Origin of the sequence: Halobacillus litoralis (assembly GCF_020171725.1) — a bacterium.
Lineage (GTDB): Bacteria > Bacillota > Bacilli > Bacillales > Halobacillaceae > Halobacillus > Halobacillus litoralis_F.
Genome location: NZ_JAIVAJ010000004.1, coordinates 67,187 through 86,248 on the forward strand (window position 1 = coordinate 67,187; position 19,062 = coordinate 86,248).

Consider the following 19,062-nt stretch of genomic DNA (forward strand, 5'->3'; position numbering starts at 1 on the left):
AACCTTTAATGGGACAGTAGCCGCCTGGATGGCAGAGCTGGTAGTCCTAATAAACCTTTAATGGGACAGTCACCGCCTGGATAGTAGAGCTGCCAGTCCCGATAAGTTTTTAATGGGACAAGGTGTGCTTGTGAAGCAGAGTTGCCTGTCCCAATAAAGGTCTAATGGGACTGAGACGGACCAGATAATAGAGTGGAAAGTTCCAATAAAATTCAATTGGGACAGAGGGGCGTTGAGAAGTGGTCCACCTGTCCAGAACAGATGATTTTTTTTAGAGACAAAAGAGGCTGTCGGATCATTTCGATTCGACAGCCTCTTTTTTCTGCTTTCGTTCCAGTTCTTTCGTCAGCTGATCTTTATATTTCGATTCTACAAGTATATAAAGAAAATCACCTGCTTTGATTTTCGTCTCTCCGTACGGCGTAATGACTTGGTCGTCCCGGATGACGGCGGTCACGTTGGCCTTGTTGGGGAGGGAGATTTCCTTCAGGCGCTTGCCGACGACTTCTGATTCCCCGTTCGTCTGGAACTGGATCATTTCGGCGGCGGTTTTGCCCATCGAGATCAGTTCGACCGAATGGTGGGGAATATCTTTTTTCGGTCCGATCAGCTTCAATTTTTTCGCGACGACAGAAATGGTCGACCCTTGGACGAGGGCGGATGTTAGCACGATGAAGAAGACGATGTTGAATACGGTTTGGTTGTTTTCAAGTCCGTTGACGACAGGAAACGTAGCGAGTACGATCGGCACGGCGCCGCGGAGCCCGGCCCATGAGATGAATATTTTTTCTTTAACGGTATAGTTCATGTTGATGAGCGACAGGAAGACGGCGGCCGGCCTTGCGACGAGAATGAGCAGGGCAGAGAGAATCACGCCGTCGATGACGACATCGGCTGAAAATAATTGCTCAGGAAATACGAGCAGTCCTAAGATGATGAACATCAGGATTTGAGCCATCCAGGCGAATCCTTCGTTGAACTGGAAAATCGAATAACGGTAGGTGAGCTCGCGGTTTCCGATGACGAGCGCCGCGATGTAGACGGCAAGGAAGCCACTTCCCCCGACAAAGGCGGTCACCCCGTAGATCAAGAGAGCGAAGGCGACGGACATGATCGGGTACAGCGCGCTTGACCCGAGCTTGATCCGGTTGATCGAGAAGGAGGCGAGCCTTCCGAACAGGATGCCGAGAAGTACGCCGAGTCCCATCTGCAGAAAGAACATCGGAATGAGGGTCCAGATCGACTTGTCCGGCATCATGATCAAGTCGATGAACGAAAGCGTCAGGAAGATGGCCATCGGATCGTTCGTCCCGGACTCGGCCTCGAGCGTCGCTCCCATCTTCGCTTTGATGTTTCGTTCTTTTAATGCGGCGAATACGGCAGCCGCATCTGTTGAGCCGACAATCGCGCCGAGCAGGAGTCCTTCGAGTAGGCTCAGCTCCAACAGCCAATAGGCGGCAGCACCAACGAGTATGGAGGTGATGAATACGCCGATGGTGGCCAGGGAAAGCGAAGGCCACGCAACAGAGCGGACTGTCCCCCATTTCGTATGGAGTCCTCCTTCGAACAGGATGATCACGAGTGCGAACACGCCGATGATCTGCGCGGTTCCGGCGTTGTCGAAATAGATGATGCCGAGCCCGTCACTTCCGACGAGCATGCCGAGCAGCATGAAGAGAATCAATGATGGGAGTCCCCATCGGTTTGAGAAAGTAGCGGCGAATATGCCGCTGAAAAAGAGCAGTGCAGTAAGTAGTAGAATCGAATCGGTTCCGAACGAATCAAAAAACATGAGGTAGTCGTTCCCCTTTTTATCATAAATTGTGTCGGTATCATGAAGATTCAGCTATTAGAGTTGCTTGGGTGCTATAATGAATGGAGGCGGATGTTGGGTGTTTCTTTGTTATGTAGCTTATTTCACAAGGAGCATCTTTATTAATTTTACAACAAAGTTCACAGGAGAAAAACAAAATAGACTTAAGAGACATGCGTGACTGCGTTGTATAATTATGGTAATATAAAATATTTGAAACAAATGACGATGTAGAAACGTAACTAAGGAAGAAACAAGAAGGGGGAGGTAGGGTTGGATAATCAATTCAACAATGTCACCGGTTTTTCTTCTGCGCAGAAGCGGAAGTGGAAAAAGTTCGGTGGATGGTTTGGCAAGTTCGCCATGATTTTGATCGTATTACTTATTTTAGTTTCGATATCCTTCGGCTGGTTTATTGATTACATTTGGATGGGGTCTGTCGGGTTCCAGGAATCCTTCATGACGATTCTGACAAGTAAGCTGATGCTCGGAGGCGTCGGATTCATTTTGTTCTCGGTGTTCACCTATATCATGTTCGGGTGGATCAGGTCCGTTTATGTCGGATACTTCTCAGCTGAACAGCTGCCGGGATTCATCCATAATAAAAAGCAGAGCCGCCTGATGCTGCTTGCGATCGCCCTGTTCGCAGGTCTGATCGGGAGTGCTCTCGTTCAGGGAGTAGGCTGGGAGCCGTGGCTGAAGTTCTTGAACTATGAACCGTTCGGCGTTACGGATCCGCACTTCGGACGCGACGTGTCGTTCTACATGTTCGTGCTTCCGTTCATTGAAATGGCCCTGTCGATCGTTGTGGGTCTTGCGATCTTTTTCTTCGTGATGGAAGTCGCATTCTATTCCGTTTACAGCATGTACAGCAAGAGCCGCGGTGCGCAGGTTCATATGGGTGTGACGCTTGCGATCATCGGTGTCCTGCTTGCCGCGCAGCACGTTCTTGAGCCGTTCCATTCGCTTTTGACGAATCAGGTGAATGCGTTCCAGGATAGTGTCGTGCACGGGTTGAGTTATACGGATGCGGTCATTAACAATCCGGCATCGTATGTGATGGCGGGTGTCGCGCTTTTCGGGACGATCTGGATCATCGTTTCGTTGTTCCGAGGCAACTGGAAAGGCATGATTGCGCCGATCGTACTGTATATTGCAGTCGGAATCCTTGCGCAGGGAGCTTCTATGATTGTACAGAACTTCGTCGTGTCGCCGAGTGAATTCTCGCGTGAGCGTCCTTACTTAGAGGAAAACCTCAACATGACGAGGGTGGCTTATGGATTGGAAGATATTACGGAAGACCAGCACCCGGGAGCTGACACGCTGAACCAGGCGATGGTCGAGCGAAACAGTGGAACGTTCGACAACGTCCGGATCAACGACAGTCGTCCGATTCTGGATGTCTACAACCAGCTTCAGACGTTCCGTACGTATTATGAGTTCAATGATATCGATATCGACCGTTATATGATTGACGGAGAATATACGCAAGTGTTTCTTGGAGCACGTGAACTGAATACGTCTGACCTGCCGTCTCAGGCGCAGACGTGGGTGAACCAGAATCTTCGTTACACGCACGGATATGGTGTTGCGATGAGTAATGTTCACGAAATCACGCCGCAGGGGCAGCCGGAATATATGGTGCAGAACCTTCCGCCACAAGGACAGCTTGAGATCAGCCGTCCGCAGGTGTATTTCGGGGAAGAAGACTATAATTCGGTCATCGTCGACAGTGGCGTCGAGGAGTTCGACTACCCTTCAGGTGATGAGAACGTATCCAACCGTTTCGAGGCGGACACAGGGATTAAGCTTTCCGGCTTGAACCGCGTCCTATTCGCACTGGATGAAGCGTCGTTCCGAATGTTCGTATCTGATCAAGTGACAGGAGACAGTCAGCTCTTGCAGACACGTAACATTATGGATCGTGTCCAGCGGATTGCGCCGTTCCTGACGTATGATGAAGATCCGTACATTTTCGTCCGCGATGATGGAACGATGGCATGGATGATTGATGCGTATGTGACGGAGGAGAACTATCCATACTCTGAGCCGTACTCCGGCAATACCAGCTACATCCGAAACGCTGTCAAAGTCACCGTCGACGCTTACACAGGGGAGACGACGTTCTACGCAGCAGAGCCGGATGAGCCGTTGATGCAGACGTATCAAAACATGTTCCCGGACTTATTTACAGCGGAGATTCCGGATGATGTGAGAAGTCACTTCCGTTATCCGATCGACCTGTTCAAAGTCCAATCCCAGATGTATCAGACGTATCATATGACGAACCTTGAAGTGTTCTACAACCGTGAGGACTACTGGGAAATCCCGACGGAAAAATACTTCAACGAAGACATCACGATGGAGCCGTACTACGTGACGATGCGCCTTCCGGAAGCGGAGGAAGAGGAATTCGTTCTGATGACGCCGTTCACGCCGCGTAACCGTCAAAACATGATCGCCTGGATGGGCGTTCGAAACGACGGAGAGAATTACGGCGATATGGTCGTCTACGAATTTCCGAAGCAGGAAACCGTCTACGGACCACAGCAGATCGAGAACCGGATCAACCAGGACAGCACCATTTCCCAGCAGTTGAACCTCTGGTCACAGGGTGGATCCGAAGTCATTCGAGGAAACCTGCTCGTGATGCCGATCGAGGATACCGTCCTTTATGTAGAACCGATCTACATCAAGTCCTCGAACGCGACGTCACTGCCTGAAGTGAAGCAGGTCATCGTCGCCTATCAGAACCAGATTGTGATGGAGCCGACCTTCGACCGCGCGCTTGAAGTCCTCTTGTCCCGTATCGATCCGGAAGCGGAAACAGAAGCACCGACAGATGACGGTGTGGAAGAGACACCGGATACCGGCGGAGAAGTAGTGGAATCGAGTCAAGTGCTTCAGCAGCTTGCTGATCTGTTTGAGCAGTATGAACAGCAGATGGCAGAAGGCAACTACCAGGAAGCCGGTCGTATTATGGAAGAAATCCAAACGACGTTACAAGACTCACAAGTGCTGGAGCAGCAGCCAGCTGAACCTGCTCAACCTGATGCGGAAAACGCAGAGGCTGAGAGTGGGGGAGAATAAATGAGAGAGTACCTGATCCTTGAGGGGGTCAGGTGCTTTTTTTTTATAAAAAAGGAAAATTCCAGTCATTATGAAACTTGTGGTCGGGGCTGTCCGTACAGGAGAGAGAAAGTTTTGTGGAATGGAGGGGCTTTATGTATGCGTTGAGACCGAGGGTGCTGATTTATTCTCTTATAGCGATAGCTTCAGTTGTGGCCAATATTTTAATGGAGGTCCTGTGGGATTCCCTCGTTTTGTACACGATCGTGCTATTGCTTGCTCTTCCTTTTGCGTGGATTCGGTTTTACTTTTCTATTGAGGACAATCATGTCTTGTATGTGGTGAAGTGGTTTGGGCGTGATGTGCTGACGAGACGGATCGGGCCGGAGGAGATGGAAGACGTGAGGTTCAAGCGTGTCGGCTGGTCGAGGAGAGCGGCGTTCATCAAGCGAAAGAAAGGCTTTACGATCCGGCTTGCTGTTTCTGAAGACACGGCATTGTATGAACGGCTTCTCGATTTCGCTGTGAAGCATGATGTGGCGATTTCGAAGACGGAGGATTATAAGCGTTTGGAAAAATGGTATTAGAAAATGCCCTTTACAGTGGTGCTGTAAGGGGCATTTTTTTGTTCAGGCGCGGGTGTAGGAGTATCCTGAATATTTCTTTGCGCGGTACATGGCGGAGTCGGCTGAATCTAATATGGTAGATAGGTTCTTTGCGTCTGACCGGAATGACGTGACGCCGACGCTCATATCGATGTGAATCGACTGCCCTTCGAAGTTGCACGGGGTTTCCAAGGCTTGCTTGAAGGCGCGGCACAGTCTTGTGATATCGTCCTGACCTTGCTCATCGCGCTGGATGACGATGAATTCGTCTCCGCCGTACCGGAAGAAGCCGTCGTCTTGAGTCAGGGTGGCGCCCACTGACCGTGCGAAGTGGCGCAGGACCTCGTCGCCCGCTGCATGACCGTACGTGTCGTTGATTTTTTTAAAACCGTCGAGGTCTAGGAAATACAGGTGGTAATGGGCTTCTTTTTTCTTAAGGTCGAGCATGAACTTCTGGAATGCGGATCGATTGGAGACACCGGTTAGCACGTCTGTCGATACGGCGGTCTGGGTTTCCTCGAGGGACGAGAGGGTCCGGTTCACGCTGCTTGAAAAAATGGACAGGTATCCGCTGCTCTTCAAATGCGAGCGCACGCTGAAATCTCCTTCTTCGATCGAACGGAAAATGCGGTGGAAGTAGGACAGGATGGTGCGTGTGAAGAAGAAAAATAAGGCGAAATTGAGAAGACCGAGACAGACGCCTGCCAGAATGGAGCTTGCTGTGAAGAGCGTGAGCAGGTTGTCGGGAACGGGAATGAAGGCGGGAAGGGCCATGCTGAACACGATGCCGATGCCTGCTCCAAGGAGGATATATAGAAAAAACATAATCGTTATATAGTTCAGTTGCATCGAATCACACCCCAGTTTACTGGTTTGTTTTTATTTCGACATATTTCGAGTGTTTGTTAAGTCTAAATATACGACTGGGGGCATGTTGTGTCAACTTTGGAGCTGGATTTTGTGTGCAAAAAAAGAAGCACCCGCTCGGGGTGCTTCCGGGTCAATCCTTTATTTTGCATCAAAGCGGTCAGCGTCCATGACTTTCACCCATGTGTCTACGAAGTCGCGCACGAATTTCTCTTGGTTGTCTGCTTGTGCGTACACTTCGGCATAGGCGCGAAGAATGGAGTTGGAACCGAATACAAGGTCGACGCGTGATGCGGTGCGAAGGAGTTCGCCGGATTGACGGTCGCGGCCTTCGTACTCGTTGTAGTCGACGGGTTCCCATTTCACGTTCATGTCGAGCAGGTTGACGAAGAAGTCGTTCGAAAGCGTGCCGACTTGGTCTGTGAAGACGCCGTGTTTCGAGTTGTTGTAGTTGGCGCCAAGGACACGCATACCACCTAGAAGAACCGTCATTTCAGGTGCTGAAAGACCCAGCAGCTGCGATTTATCGACGAGGATCTCTTCCGGGCTTAACGTGTAACGTTTCTTCTCGTAGTTACGGAAGCCGTCTGCCATCGGTTCGAGCACTTCGAAGCTCTCTTGGTCGGTCAGGTCTTCCGGTGCGTCACCGCGGCCTTGTGTGAACGGAACGGTAACGTCGACGCCAGCGTCTTTTGCTGCCTTTTCAACGGCTGCAGAACCGCCGAGCACGATCAAGTCTGCGAGACTGACGTTCTTCTCGTGTGCGCTCTGAATTTTTTCATAGACCGATAGAACCTTCTCGAGTTCTTCCGGCTCGTTCACTTCCCAGTTGCGCTGAGGCGATAGACGGATACGTCCGCCGTTTGCGCCGCCGCGTTTGTCGGACTGGCGGTACGTACTCGCCGAAGCCCAGGCAGTTTTGACAAGTTCACTGATCGTCAGTTCTGAATCTAGGATTTGAGCTTTCAAGTCTTCGATTTCAGAATCAGTCAAGTGATAGTCGACTTCTGGAATCGGATCCTGCCAGATGAAGTCTTCTTCCGGAACGTCTGGTCCGAGGTAGCGTGATTTCGGTCCCATGTCACGGTGAAGGAGCTTGAACCAAGCGCGGGCGAAGGCATCTTCGAATTCGTCCGGGCGTTGGTGGAAGCGGCGGGAAATCTCTTCATAGACTGGATCTTCTCGCATCGCCATGTCGGCAGTCGTCATCATCGTGTTCACTTTAATAGAAGAATCTTCTGCATCGGGTGCCAGGTGCTCGTCGGTCGGATTAACCGGCTTCCATTGGTGGGCGCCGGCCGGGCTCTTCGTCAGCTCCCATTCGTACCCGAATAAAAGATCGAAGTACGTCATGTCCCATTTCGTCGGAGTCGGCGTCCAGGCACCATCCACACCACTTGTGATCGTGTCGCGGCCTTTCCCGCTTCCGTGTGTGCTCTTCCAGCCGAAGCCTTGGTCCTCGATGTCAGCGGCTTCAGGAGCTGCACCGACATGAGCTTCTGCGTCACCGGCGCCGTGGGCTTTACCGAATGTGTGTCCACCAGCCGTCAGGGCTACGGTCTCTTCATCGTTCATTCCCATGCGGGCGAACGTTTCGCGGATGTCTCGTCCACTTGCAAGAGGATCAGGGTTGCCGTCCGGGCCTTCCGGGTTCACGTAAATGAGACCCATCTGCACGGCAGCTAATGGCTGTTCGAGTTCACGGTCACCGGAGTAACGCTCGTTATCGAGCCATTCTGTTTCATTCCCCCAATACGTATCCTCTTCCGGGTGCCAGACGTCTTCACGTCCGCCTCCGAATCCGATGGTCTCAAGACCCATATCATCAAGCGCGACGTTCCCTGCAAGGACAAGCAGGTCGGCCCAGGAAAGTTTGTTGCCATATTTTTGTTTGATCGGCCATAGGAGACGGCGGGCTTTGTCCAAGTTCCCGTTGTCCGGCCAGCTGTTCAGAGGAGCGAATCGCTGCTGACCTGATGAACCGCCTCCGCGGCCGTCCGCGGTACGGTATGTACCGGCCGCGTGCCAGGACATACGGATGAAGAGGGGACCATAGTGCCCGTAATCTGCCGGCCACCAGTCTTGGCTGTCCTTCATCAAGTCTTTCAAATCTTGTTTGACCGCTTCGAAGTCCAGCTTCTGGAATTCTTCTCTGTAATCGAAATCCTCTGTCATCGGATTGGTCTTTTTATCGTGTTGGTGAAGGATATCTAAATTGAGCTGATTCGGCCACCAGTCTTTGTTCTTCGTTCCGACTTTGATCGGAGTGATGGCGCTCGTTTCTTTGTTACTGCCATGTGAACCGTGAGAGACGGGGCAACCTTCAGCTTGGCTATGTTGCATTTCATTCTTGTCCATAGATAAAATGCTCCCTTCGATATTTGTGAAATAATTATAATGTATCTTAGATTATAATTATAATAAATAAGCTCGGAAAATGGAAGTGAGAAGATGCTGGAGGGGATAAAATTTTTCTGAAATCATATGTACATACCCTTCAAACGCCTGTATGAAACAGGAAAATAGATCCTTCTTTTCTATAAGGAATAAGACATTCATAACTGTTTAACTTTTCCAATAATAGTGATAGAGTGGTAACGAATGTAAATTTAAGGAGGTACATAGTATGGTAAGAAATGTGAAGAGGACGAGTGCACTGACGTTGTCGACACTGTTATCTCTCGGTGTGCTGGCTCCTGCGGTGAGCGCGGATACGACTGATCCGAACCAGCAGGACCAGGGGGCGAAGGTGGAAATTCTGTCCGCGGAGAAGATTGTTTCCAAGGATGAACTGATTGAAAGGTTCAGAGAATTTTTCCCGGATCGATTTGATTTTGTGACGGAGAAGGACTTCCATCTGAGTCCAGGGCATCGCTATCCTGATCAGGAGCAAACCCGCTATTCGCTTGACTTTCATACAACTGTTGAGGGTCAAAGTGTTTATGGCGGAATGACGTTTGTGGGGGAGGACTTGGAAATCGAGCGTTTCCATTCTGAACCGTTGAACGAAGCGGCAGCGCTGTTCCCGGCTGAAGTCTCGAAAGAGGAAGCGCGGGAGCTTGCGACGTCCTTCATCGAGGAGAAGCTCGATGTAGAGGGTTATGAGCTGGACCCAGAGGAAATGCTGTATCCGTCCATGAATAACGATACGTTGACGGAACCGATCCGCTATAGTTTTTCTTATGTGAAAACGAAAGATGATGTACCTGTGACGAACAAGCGGATTCGAGTTGAAGTGCTTGGGAACGGGGAGATCGTCCAGTTCCAAGTGCCGAGAGAAGTCGAGGAGAAGCCGTCGTTTCCGGATGTAAGCAAGGCGCTGTCTGAATCTGAGATTACTGAAAAAATCAAAGAGAGCCTGGCACTCGATCTTCGCTACAACGTTTTTACAGATTATGAGGCGGGCGAAACGACGACGAAACTCGTCTATCAATCTACGAAAGGTTACCGTGGTTTAGATGCGATTTCCGGTGAATGGGAAGGCAGCGATGAAGATGCTGTGAAGGATGAAATCGAATACATCTCTGATGAGGCGTTGGAGCCTGTGTCCAGTGATTTCACGGAAGAAGAAGCGAGAAAACGGGCGAAGGAACTTGTAGCTGTAGATTCCGATGAGATTTCACTCGCGATTAATTCCTATGATCAACGTAAGAATGAATTCGGAAAAGATGTCATCAGCATCCATTATATGTACGAGTTCAAGAACGGGGGCTCCGGCACGACGCTTGAGTTCGATGCCGACACGGGAGCGGTCTTGCAGTATCACGATATGAAACGGGATGTACTGGAGCGGACTGGACAAAAAGAAGAGACCGAGAAAGAACTTTCCAAGGAAGAAGCCGTGGACAAAGCGGTGGAGTACTTGAAAGAATATTCTCCTTCCTATCTTGATGATTATGCCCTTCCGATGGATGAAATTTCGTATCAGAAGGACCGTAACGTGTACCATATCACGTTCCCGCGTGTCGTGAATGGGCTGCTTGTGGATGGCGATCAAATTTCGGTTTCTGTCTATGGAGATGGTGGGCTGCAGGGGCTGAACATCAGAGGAGTCCAAGTAGACGAGTGGCCATCTAAGGAAGACGTCATTTCGAAAGAAGAAGCGCTTGAAACGTATAAAGAGAACTTGAACGTCGACCTTCGTTACGTGTTGGACCAGGAATCAGAAGGAGCCGAGTATGACCTGCTGTACTTCCCAGAGTACACGGAGAAAAAGGCCGCCTTCATGAATGCGAAAACAGGGAAATGGGAGCAGCGCTTCGGGAATGAAGGGGCGGACGTGACCGTGTCCCACCCGACCGCTGAACAGGAGCTGAACTTCCTGATCCAGAACGGCATCTTGAAGGTGGAAGATGCGGAAGCATTCGATGCCGATCAAGCCGTGACCAAAGGACAAGCTCTGGAGGTCATCATGAAGTCGTTGACCCGTTTCTATCAGGGCCACATTCCTGAGGACCGCGAGATGCCACAGGCGTTTGAAAACATTACGCCGGACCACCCGCTCTATCAAGTCGTCGAACGTGCGGTGCAACTTGGTGTCATAGATGGTGAAAAAGAGACGTTCGATGTCGATGGTGCATTGACGAGAGAACAGCTTGCCGTCTGGTACGTGCGTGCGCTCGGCCTGGATAAAGCAGCAGCATTCAGTGACATCTATGAGCTTGATTTCAAAGATGTTTCTGACATCGATGAGGAGCATGTCGGTCATGTTGCGCTGGCGGATGCGCTAGAGATTTTGCCGGCGACGGACGAACAGTTCAACCCGGATGATGATGTGACATACGCAGAGCTTGCGGTGTCGAACATCCGTCTTGCTCATGAAGCCTATGACAAAGAATTCCGATATCGTTATTAAGGTACAAGCCGGGGGTTTTTCCTCCGGTTTTTTTCTGTACAAGGATAAGTTGTTCAATTTTTCCATAATTAGTGTTAAGGTGGTACTGATTGAAATTTTTACAGGGGGTAGAGATATGAAGTATGTGAAAAGAACAGGAGTGGTGACGTTATCGACGCTCCTCTCGTTAGGCGTGCTTGTGCCGGGCGTGAGTGCCGAGACGTCTGAGGGAGAGAAGCAGGAGGATGTGAAGATTGAGATTCTGTCTGCTGAGAAGGACGTAACGAAGGAAGACTTGGTCGAGCGTTTCAAAGAGATGTTCCCGGAGCGTTATGAGACGTTCAAGGATGCGGAGTTCCGCCTAGAGGGCAGGCATTTGTACCCTGAAGAGGATGTCGTCCGTTATGGTCTTGACTTCAACAAGCAAGTCGATGGAGACTTTCTTCATGGATCGATCAGCTTCGTAGGGGAAGAGTTGAAGATCGATCATTTCTATTATCAGCCACCGAAGGAATCTCACGTATTATTCCCGGAAGCGATCTCGAAGAAAGAAGCAGAAGAGGCCGCTATCGAGTTTCTTGAGGAGAAGCTTGGGGAAAGTGGATATGAGCTGGAAGATGAGCAGAACTATTATCCATACCGCAACCAGGCCCTGACAGAGCCGGTCCGGTATAATTTTTCTTTTAACAAAATGAAGGATGATGTGCCTGTCTCCGATCAGTACGTTCACATAGAAGTGATTGGGAACGGTGAAGTCGTCCAGTTCTCCCGTCGCGCAGCTCAACAAGGAACGCCTACATATGATGACGTGAGTAAAGTGCTTTCTGAAGAAGAGGTAGTAAATCAAATCAAAGAAAATTTGAAGCTTGGTCTGCGTTATGACATTCAACGTGACCAGGAAACAGGTGAAAGAAGCGCGAAGCTTGTCTACCAATCTACTATGGATATCCGCGGTGTCGATGCGATTTCAGGAGATTGGAAGAAGAACGATGAGTTCGTCGAAGAGCTGCCTGAAGAAAAAGAAATCACGATGGTTGTCGATGAGCCATTGGAACCTACTGCGGAAGACTTTTCAAAAGAAGCGGCGAAAGAACAGGCACAGGAGCTGCTTGCTGTCGATTCTGAAGACATCGAGCTGGTCATTGAATCTGTACGTGAGCACGAGCGTGATGGAGAGAAGATCTATGACGTCCGTTATATGTATCAGTATGATCGCGGTGGACGCGGTACGAGCATTGAGTTTGATGCCGAAACGGGTGACCTGCGCTCTTACCGTGATGTGAAGCATGACCTTCCGATGGACAGGGAAGAAACAGACGAAGAGATCACTTCTGAAGAAGCCGTTGAGAAAGCGGTCGGTTATTTGAAGGAGTATGCTCCGTCCATGCTGCACCAGTATGCGATGCCCGTCGAAGGACCTTTCTTGGAAGACTTTGATGAAGCCTACCATGTCTCCTTCCCGCGAGTGAAAAACGGGGTATTGGTAAGCGGGGATTCCATGAGTGTGAGAGTCGCAAAAGACGGTTCGCTTGTTCATCTGGATGCCCGAACGGTCAAGTTGGAAGAATGGCCGTCACTAGAGGATGTTGTGCCGAAAGAAGAGGCGAAAGAATCCTTCATTGATGAATTGATGGTTGAACTGAGCTACGTGCAGGACCGCAGCACAGAAGACAATCATTACGACCTTCTGTATCGCCCGTTCTATCATGAAGAAGTGGGGAGCTACTTCGATGCGAAGGACGGCGAATGGAAGAACGAACGTCCTCAGGAAAAAGAGCAGCAGACGACCATCAGTCACCCGTGGGCTGAAAAAGAGTTGAACTACTTGATCGGTGCGGACATTCTGAACGTCGAAGACCCGGAAACCTTTGATGCAGACTCTGCCATTACAAAAGGACAAGGGATCGAGGTCATCATGAAATCGCTGACTCATTTCTATAATGACCATTATCCGGAAGAGCGCAAAATGCCGAAGACGTTTGATAATATCGGTGCGGATCATCCCCTTTACGAAATCGTGGAACGCGCAGCGGAAATGGGGGTTCTGACGGAAGAAAATGATTCGTTCCCTCTCGATGAAAAGCTGACGCGTGAAGAGCTTGCGGTTTGGTATGTGCGCGCCTTGAACCTTGACCGCGCCGCTGAATACAGTGACATCTACGACCTGGATTTCAAAGATGCGTCTGAAGTAGAGGCTGAAAATGTCGGGTACGTCGCACTCGCTGATGCCCTTGGATTGCTTCAGGGCAACCACAACCAGTTCAATCCTGATGGTGAAGTGACCTTTGCACAGCTTGCGGTGTCCAACATCCGCCTTGCTAAGCAGGCGTATGAAGAGGATCTCCGCTACTAATCTTTTTTACAGGAGGCGTCCGTATGAGTCGGGATCACGAAACGCCTGAGGAAAAAAGAGAGAAACTGAGACAGAAAGAATTGAAGAATCCATCAAGCAGTGGGCATAGCAGCAATCTAGCGGACTTGGTCGGTGGTCTGGACTGGAAAGGGACGGTGCTCCTGATCCTCGTCTTGATTGCCGGGTTCATAGTCTATGCGTTATTCCTCCGCTGATGGAATCGGAACAGAACTTCCTTTGAGGGAGTTCTGTTTTTTTATTTAGCTTGATTGGGACAGCGAACGTCGGGGCGCGTGAGTGCGCGTCCTGATTATTTTTTTATGGGACTGTGGGCAGCTTGAGTAGGGGGAAGCTAGTCCCAATAAAGTCTAAATGGGACTGTGAACAGCTTGAGTGGGGGTGTCACTGTCCCGATAAAGTTTTTATGGGACAGCGGAGAGAGAGTGTGTAGGCGTGTGCGTCCCGATTTCCACTTATTGGGACAACGAACGAGCCTGCCTGGGGAGTGCCAGTCCCGATTCGAGATAATTGGGACTGGATGTGCTGTGTGAGGAAGTCTGCTAGTCCCATAAAACGAAAAAAGCCGCGAGGAACTTGGTTCCCTGCGGCTTTTTCAAATTAAAAGGAGAATGTCGTAAAGCGGTTGTAGTCTTCTTCTGCTTTTAACTTGATACTCGGAAATCCTTTATGGTGCAGGGAAGCGGGGGAGGACTGGGTTTCCAGGCATAGGCCGTCGTGCTTCCGAGCGGTGCCGTGAGTGAGGGCCTCGCCTGCTCCTAAGTTATTCCCGGTGTAAAAGACGACGCCGGGTTGGTCGGTTTGGACGGTCATCGTGCGCCCGCTTTCTGGTTCCTGAAGAACGATTTTTTCATCCGTACCTTCTTTGAAAAGCAGGGTATGATCGAATCCGCCTCCAGCGAGCTTGATCTGTGGATCATCGGATGAAAAGCGTGGGCCGAGCTGCGTATCTTTTTGTAAATCGAAGGGCGTCCCCTCTACAGGGTGGATGCTGCCAGTTGGAATCAGCTGTTCATCGAGCTCGACATAGCGGTCGCTTTCGATGCGGATGGTGTGATCTTCGACGGTGCGTTTCGTATCGCCGCTCAAGTTGAAGTAGCTGTGATTGGTCAGTGTCAGGACCGTATCGGCGTTGCTTTTGGCGTGATAGTAGATTCTAAATTGGTTGTCGTTATTCAGTTCATAGGTTACTTGGAAGGTGACATGACCTGGATAGCCGCCTTCTAAGTGGTCGCTTTCGCATGTCAGCACGACGCCGGAGCGGTCTTCTTCTTTATATTCGGCCATCTCCCACAGTTTGTTATGGAGGCCGTCTTTACCTCCGTGCAGAGAGTTTTCCCCTTCATTGGCGTGGACCTGGTAAGTTTCGCCGTTCAAATCGAACGATGACCCATCCACTCTGCCTGCAACGCGGCCGATCAGTGCGCCGAGGTAGTTCGGATCGCCGATATAGTCTTCATAGTTCTTGTGAGCCAGTACGACATTCTCAAGCGTTCCGTTTCGGTCAGGGACGTTCAGGGCGGTCAAAATCCCTCCGTAGTTCAGCACGCTGAAAGATAAGCCGTTGGCGTTATGGAGCGTTACTTCTTTCCAATCCTTCATAACCGTGTCCTTCATTTTGTTTTCCATCCTCTCTTGTTTTGAAAACGTTTGTATCATTATGGCACAGAATCGCTTTTTATTACAACTAATAATGTAATAAAAGATAAAACACTTAGTAAAAATTTAAGTAAAACTATTGATTATTTTACCTATACGTTTTACTATAGATTTGAAAGCGATTTCTGAAAACTTAAAATAAGACTATATAGATCCATCATTCCAGGAGGGGTAAAGATGAAAGAGACATTTGAGCGGTTGTTTGGGGACAAGGAGACACGGTTGTTTTTTGCACCGGGAAGAATCAATTTGATCGGGGAGCACACGGACTACAATGGCGGCCACGTGTTTCCAGCGACGATTACGTACGGGACGTATGCGCTGGCTGCGAAGCGTGATGATCGTACAGTGAACCTTTATTCGATGAACTTTGAAGATAAAGGTGTCGTGTCCTTTTCGCTGGATGAACTTGATTTCGACAAGGCGCATGACTGGGCGAATTATCCGAAGGGGATGATCCGTTACCTTCAGTCTGAGGCACGCACGTCAGGCAGCGGCTTTGACGTCGTGTATTACGGCAACATTCCGAACGGTGCGGGCTTGTCTTCATCTGCGTCGATCGAGATCGTGACGGGTGTCATGCTTGAATCGTTATTCGACTGGAATCTGGACCGCGTCGAAATGGTGAAGATCGGTCAGAAGGTGGAGAATGAGTTCATGGGCGTCAATAGTGGCATTATGGACCAGTTCGCCATCGGTATGGGGAAAAAAGGAGCGGGGATTCTGCTCGACTGCAACACCCTGCAGTATGAATACGCGCCGCTTGAGCTCGAGCGTGAGCAGGTGATCATCATGAATACGAATAAGCGTCGTGAGCTGGCAGATTCGAAATACAATGAGCGCAGGGGTGAGTGTGACCTGGCCGTGGAACAGCTTCAGAAGGAGCTTTCCATCGAAACGCTCGGTGAGCTGACAGAGGAAGCGTTTGAAGCGAACAAGCATCTGATTGAAAGTGAAACGGTTCAAAAAAGAGCGAAGCACGCCGTTTATGAGAATGAGCGCACAGTGAAGGCATTGAAGGCGCTGAAAAATGGTGAGTTGGAACGCTTCGGTGAGCTGATGAACGCTTCGCATGTCTCGCTTCGAGATGACTATGAAGTGACTGGAAAAGAGCTCGATACGTTAGTGGAAGCGGCATGGGAGCAGCGTGGTGTCCTCGGTGCCCGCATGACGGGGGCTGGGTTCGGCGGCTGTGCGATTGCGATTGTGAAGACGGATGAAGTGGAAGCGTTTATCGACCAGGTTGGAAAGACGTACGAAGAGAAGATCGGGTATGAAGCGACGTTTTATGTAGCGGATATTGGAGACGGAGCGAGAGAACTAAGTGCGGATGAGGTGATCGTGTGAGTGTATTAGTTGTCGGTGGAGCGGGTTATATTGGGTCCCATGCGGTATGGCAGCTCGTGGACAGAGGGCGCGACGTCGTCGTTGTGGATCGTCTGTCGACGGGGCATCGCGGCGCAGTAGCCCCGGAGGTTCCATTCTATGAAGGGGACATTCGTGACCGGGCCTTTCTACGCTCTGTTTTTCAAAAGGAAAAGGTGGAGGCGGTGATTCACTTTGCTGCGAATTCGTTGGTGGGAGAGTCGATGGAGAAGCCGCTGGAGTACTTTGATAACAATGTGTACGGGACGCAGGTGCTGCTTGAGGTGATGAAGGAGTTCGATGTGAAGAATATCGTATTTTCTTCGACGGCGGCGACGTACGGGGAGCCGGATGTGGTGCCGATTACGGAGGAGATGCCGACGAAACCTGAGAATACGTATGGTGAGACGAAGCTTACGATGGAGAAGATGATGAAGTGGTGTGACAAGGCGTTCGGGATGAAGTATGTGTCGCTTCGTTACTTCAATGTGGCGGGGGCTCGTTCGACGACGGAGATCGGCGAGGACCATCGTCCGGAGACGCATTTGATTCCGATCATTCTTCAGGTGGCGCTTGGGCAGCGCGATCATATTACGGTGTTCGGGGATGATTATGATACGCCGGACGGGACGTGTATCCGTGATTACATCCATGTCGAGGATTTGATAGATGCGCATATTCTGGCGGTCGATTATTTGGCGGATGGTGGCGAGAGTGATGTGTTCAACTTAGGCAGCAGCCGCGGCTTTTCTGTCAAAGAGATGATCGATACGGCGCGTGAGGTGACCGGGCATGAGATTCCTGCTGAGATGGGGGATCGTCGTGCGGGGGATCCGAGTAAGTTGATTGCGTCTTCTGATAAAGCGCAGAAGGTATTGGGTTGGAATCCGAAGCGTACGGACGTGCATACGATCATCGAGGACGCGTGGCGCTGGCACCAGAAGTACCCGAAAGGCTATGACGACAAGGAGGCAGAGGGATGAACATCTATGATACGGTACAGCAGCTCGTCGACAAGGCTTTGGCGGCGGAATTGATTGAGGAAACGGACGTCATTTATACGCGTAATCAGGTGCTCGGGCAGCTTGACCTTGATACGTTTACGCCGGACGGGGACAACGGATTGGACCGGTCGATTCCGGATTTATTGGAGGTGCTCGTTGATTATGCGGCAGGACAGCGTTTGATTGATGATGTATTGGATGAGAAGGAGCAGTTCCAGGCGGATTTGATGAATCATTTTCTGCCGCGTCCGAGCGACGTGAACCGGACGTTCAAACAGAAGTATGAGCAGGACCCGGTGGCGGCGACGGATTATTTTTACGAGATGAGTCAGAAGAGTAACTACATCCAGACGAAGCGGATTGCTCAGAATGTATCGTTCAAGGCGGATACAGAGTATGGGGATTTGGACATTACAATCAACTTGTCGAAGCCGGAGAAGGATCCGAAGCAGATTGCGAAGGAACGTGAGATGAAAAAAACGGACGCGGATTATCCGAAGTGTCTGCTTTGTGTCGAGAATGAGGGCTACCCGGGTCGGATCGGTCACCCGGCGCGCTCGAACCACAGGTTAGTGCGGCTCGATCTTGGCGGTGAGAACTGGATGCTGCAGTATTCGCCGTATGTGTATTACAACGAGCACAGCATTGTTCTGTCTGAAAAGCATGTGCCGATGACGATCGACCGGAAGACGTTCGATCAGCTGCTCGAGTTCACAGATCAGTTCCCGCACTATTTCATCGGCTCGAATGCGGATCTACCGATTGTCGGGGGTTCGATTCTGTCGCATGACCATTATCAGGCGGGGCGCTATGAGTTTGCGATGGCGAAGGCGGAGGATGCGTTCACCTTCCCGCTTGATGGGCATCCTGATGTGGAGGCTTCTGTGCTGAAGTGGCCGATGTCTGTGGTCAGGCTTCGCGGGCAGAATCGCGAGGAGCTTGCGGCGTTGTCGGATCAGGTGCTTTCGGTTTGGCGTGAGTACAGTGATCCGGAGGCGTCTGTGCATGCGTACTCTGGTGATGAGCCGCACAATACGGTGACGCCGATTGCGCGCCGTCGCGGGGAGGCCTTTGAAGTCGACCTCGTGCTGCGGAATAACCGGACGAGTGAGGAGCACCCGATGGGGATCTTCCACCCTCATGAAGAGGTGCACCACATTAAGAAGGAGAACATCGGGCTCATCGAAGTGATGGGGCTTGCGGTGCTGCCGGCTCGTTTGAAAAGCGAATTGAAGGAAGTGGAGAAATTCGTTGCGGGCGAAGAGGCGGAGGTCACGGAGAACCATCAAGAGTGGGCGGATGATTTGAAAGCGGCGTATGCCGGAGGAGATGTGACGGCGTTCGTCGAGGAAGCGGTCGGCGAGAAGTTCAAGCAGGTGCTCACGCACGCCGGTGTGTTCAAGCAGGACGAAGACGGTCAGGCCGCGTTCAAGCGATTCATCGATACGTTGTAAAAAAAGGGGCTCAGCAATGGC

General features: G+C 50.7%; 12 protein-coding genes. 8 read left to right on the plus strand and 4 right to left on the minus strand.

Translation table 11 applies throughout. The features are described 5' to 3' along the window. Positions 1 to 295: 295 nt before the first annotated feature. The gene (locus LCM20_RS08950) at positions 296 to 1,792 is read right to left on the minus strand and encodes a potassium/proton antiporter (RefSeq protein ID WP_225195108.1); all 1,497 of its coding nucleotides are present in this window, start codon (positions 1,790 to 1,792) and stop codon (positions 296 to 298) included. Between the two features lie 294 nt (positions 1,793 to 2,086). Here LCM20_RS08950 and LCM20_RS08955 point away from each other — a divergent pair, with 294 nt between their 5' ends. Both LCM20_RS08955 and LCM20_RS08960 read left to right on the plus strand, forming a co-directional pair. Next, the gene (locus tag LCM20_RS08955) at positions 2,087 to 4,903 is read left to right on the plus strand and encodes a UPF0182 family protein (protein ID WP_225195109.1); all 2,817 of its coding nucleotides are present in this window, start codon (positions 2,087 to 2,089) and stop codon (positions 4,901 to 4,903) included. Positions 4,904 to 5,037: 134 nt separating this feature from the next. Then, the gene (locus LCM20_RS08960; RefSeq protein WP_225195110.1) at positions 5,038 to 5,469 is read left to right on the plus strand and encodes a hypothetical protein; all 432 of its coding nucleotides are present in this window, start codon (positions 5,038 to 5,040) and stop codon (positions 5,467 to 5,469) included. A 42-nt stretch (positions 5,470 to 5,511) separates the two neighbouring features. Here LCM20_RS08960 and LCM20_RS08965 read toward each other — a convergent pair whose 3' ends face one another. Continuing rightward, complete coding sequence (locus tag LCM20_RS08965; RefSeq protein WP_225195111.1) at positions 5,512 to 6,336, minus strand: GGDEF domain-containing protein; 825 nt, start codon at positions 6,334 to 6,336, stop codon at positions 5,512 to 5,514. Between the two features lie 159 nt (positions 6,337 to 6,495). After that, positions 6,496 to 8,697 carry a catalase/peroxidase HPI gene (gene katG / locus LCM20_RS08970; RefSeq protein WP_412097994.1) on the minus strand — a complete coding sequence of 734 codons (2,202 nt, stop codon included), beginning with the start codon at positions 8,695 to 8,697 and terminating at the stop codon, positions 6,496 to 6,498. Between the two features lie 283 nt (positions 8,698 to 8,980). Here katG and LCM20_RS08975 point away from each other — a divergent pair, with 283 nt between their 5' ends. The 3 genes from LCM20_RS08975 (at position 8,981) to LCM20_RS08985 (ending at position 13,756) form a co-directional block, all read left to right on the plus strand. Next, a complete protein-coding gene (locus LCM20_RS08975) occupies positions 8,981 to 11,209 on the plus strand; it encodes a YcdB/YcdC domain-containing protein (protein ID WP_225195113.1) in 2,229 nt (742 codons plus the stop codon). A gap of 115 nt (positions 11,210 to 11,324) precedes the next feature. Further along, a complete protein-coding gene (locus tag LCM20_RS08980; protein WP_225195114.1) occupies positions 11,325 to 13,541 on the plus strand; it encodes a YcdB/YcdC domain-containing protein in 2,217 nt (738 codons plus the stop codon). A 23-nt stretch (positions 13,542 to 13,564) separates the two neighbouring features. Further along, positions 13,565 to 13,756 (plus strand): DUF6366 family protein, encoded by a 192-nt coding sequence (locus LCM20_RS08985; protein ID WP_225195115.1) that lies wholly within the window; start codon positions 13,565 to 13,567, stop codon positions 13,754 to 13,756. 403 nt (positions 13,757 to 14,159) lie between these two features. Here LCM20_RS08985 and LCM20_RS08990 read toward each other — a convergent pair whose 3' ends face one another. Further along, complete coding sequence (locus LCM20_RS08990) at positions 14,160 to 15,161, minus strand: aldose epimerase family protein (protein WP_225195116.1); 1,002 nt, start codon at positions 15,159 to 15,161, stop codon at positions 14,160 to 14,162. Between the two features lie 234 nt (positions 15,162 to 15,395). On the opposite strand from LCM20_RS08990, the gene LCM20_RS08995 reads away from it, so the two are divergent. The 3 genes from LCM20_RS08995 to galT are packed head-to-tail and all read left to right on the plus strand — an operon-like array spanning position 15,396 to position 19,041. Continuing rightward, the gene (locus LCM20_RS08995) at positions 15,396 to 16,565 is read left to right on the plus strand and encodes a galactokinase (protein ID WP_225195117.1); all 1,170 of its coding nucleotides are present in this window, start codon (positions 15,396 to 15,398) and stop codon (positions 16,563 to 16,565) included. Further along, complete coding sequence (gene galE / locus LCM20_RS09000) at positions 16,562 to 17,566, plus strand: UDP-glucose 4-epimerase GalE (RefSeq protein WP_225195118.1); 1,005 nt, start codon at positions 16,562 to 16,564, stop codon at positions 17,564 to 17,566. Before LCM20_RS08995 ends, galE begins: the two co-directional genes overlap by 4 nt. Then, on the plus strand, positions 17,563 to 19,041 hold the full coding sequence (galT, locus tag LCM20_RS09005) for a UDP-glucose--hexose-1-phosphate uridylyltransferase (RefSeq protein ID WP_225195119.1): 1,479 nt from the start codon (positions 17,563 to 17,565) through the stop codon (positions 19,039 to 19,041). The genes galE and galT overlap by 4 nt, the downstream gene beginning before the upstream one ends. The last annotated feature ends 21 nt before the right edge of the window (positions 19,042 to 19,062 follow it).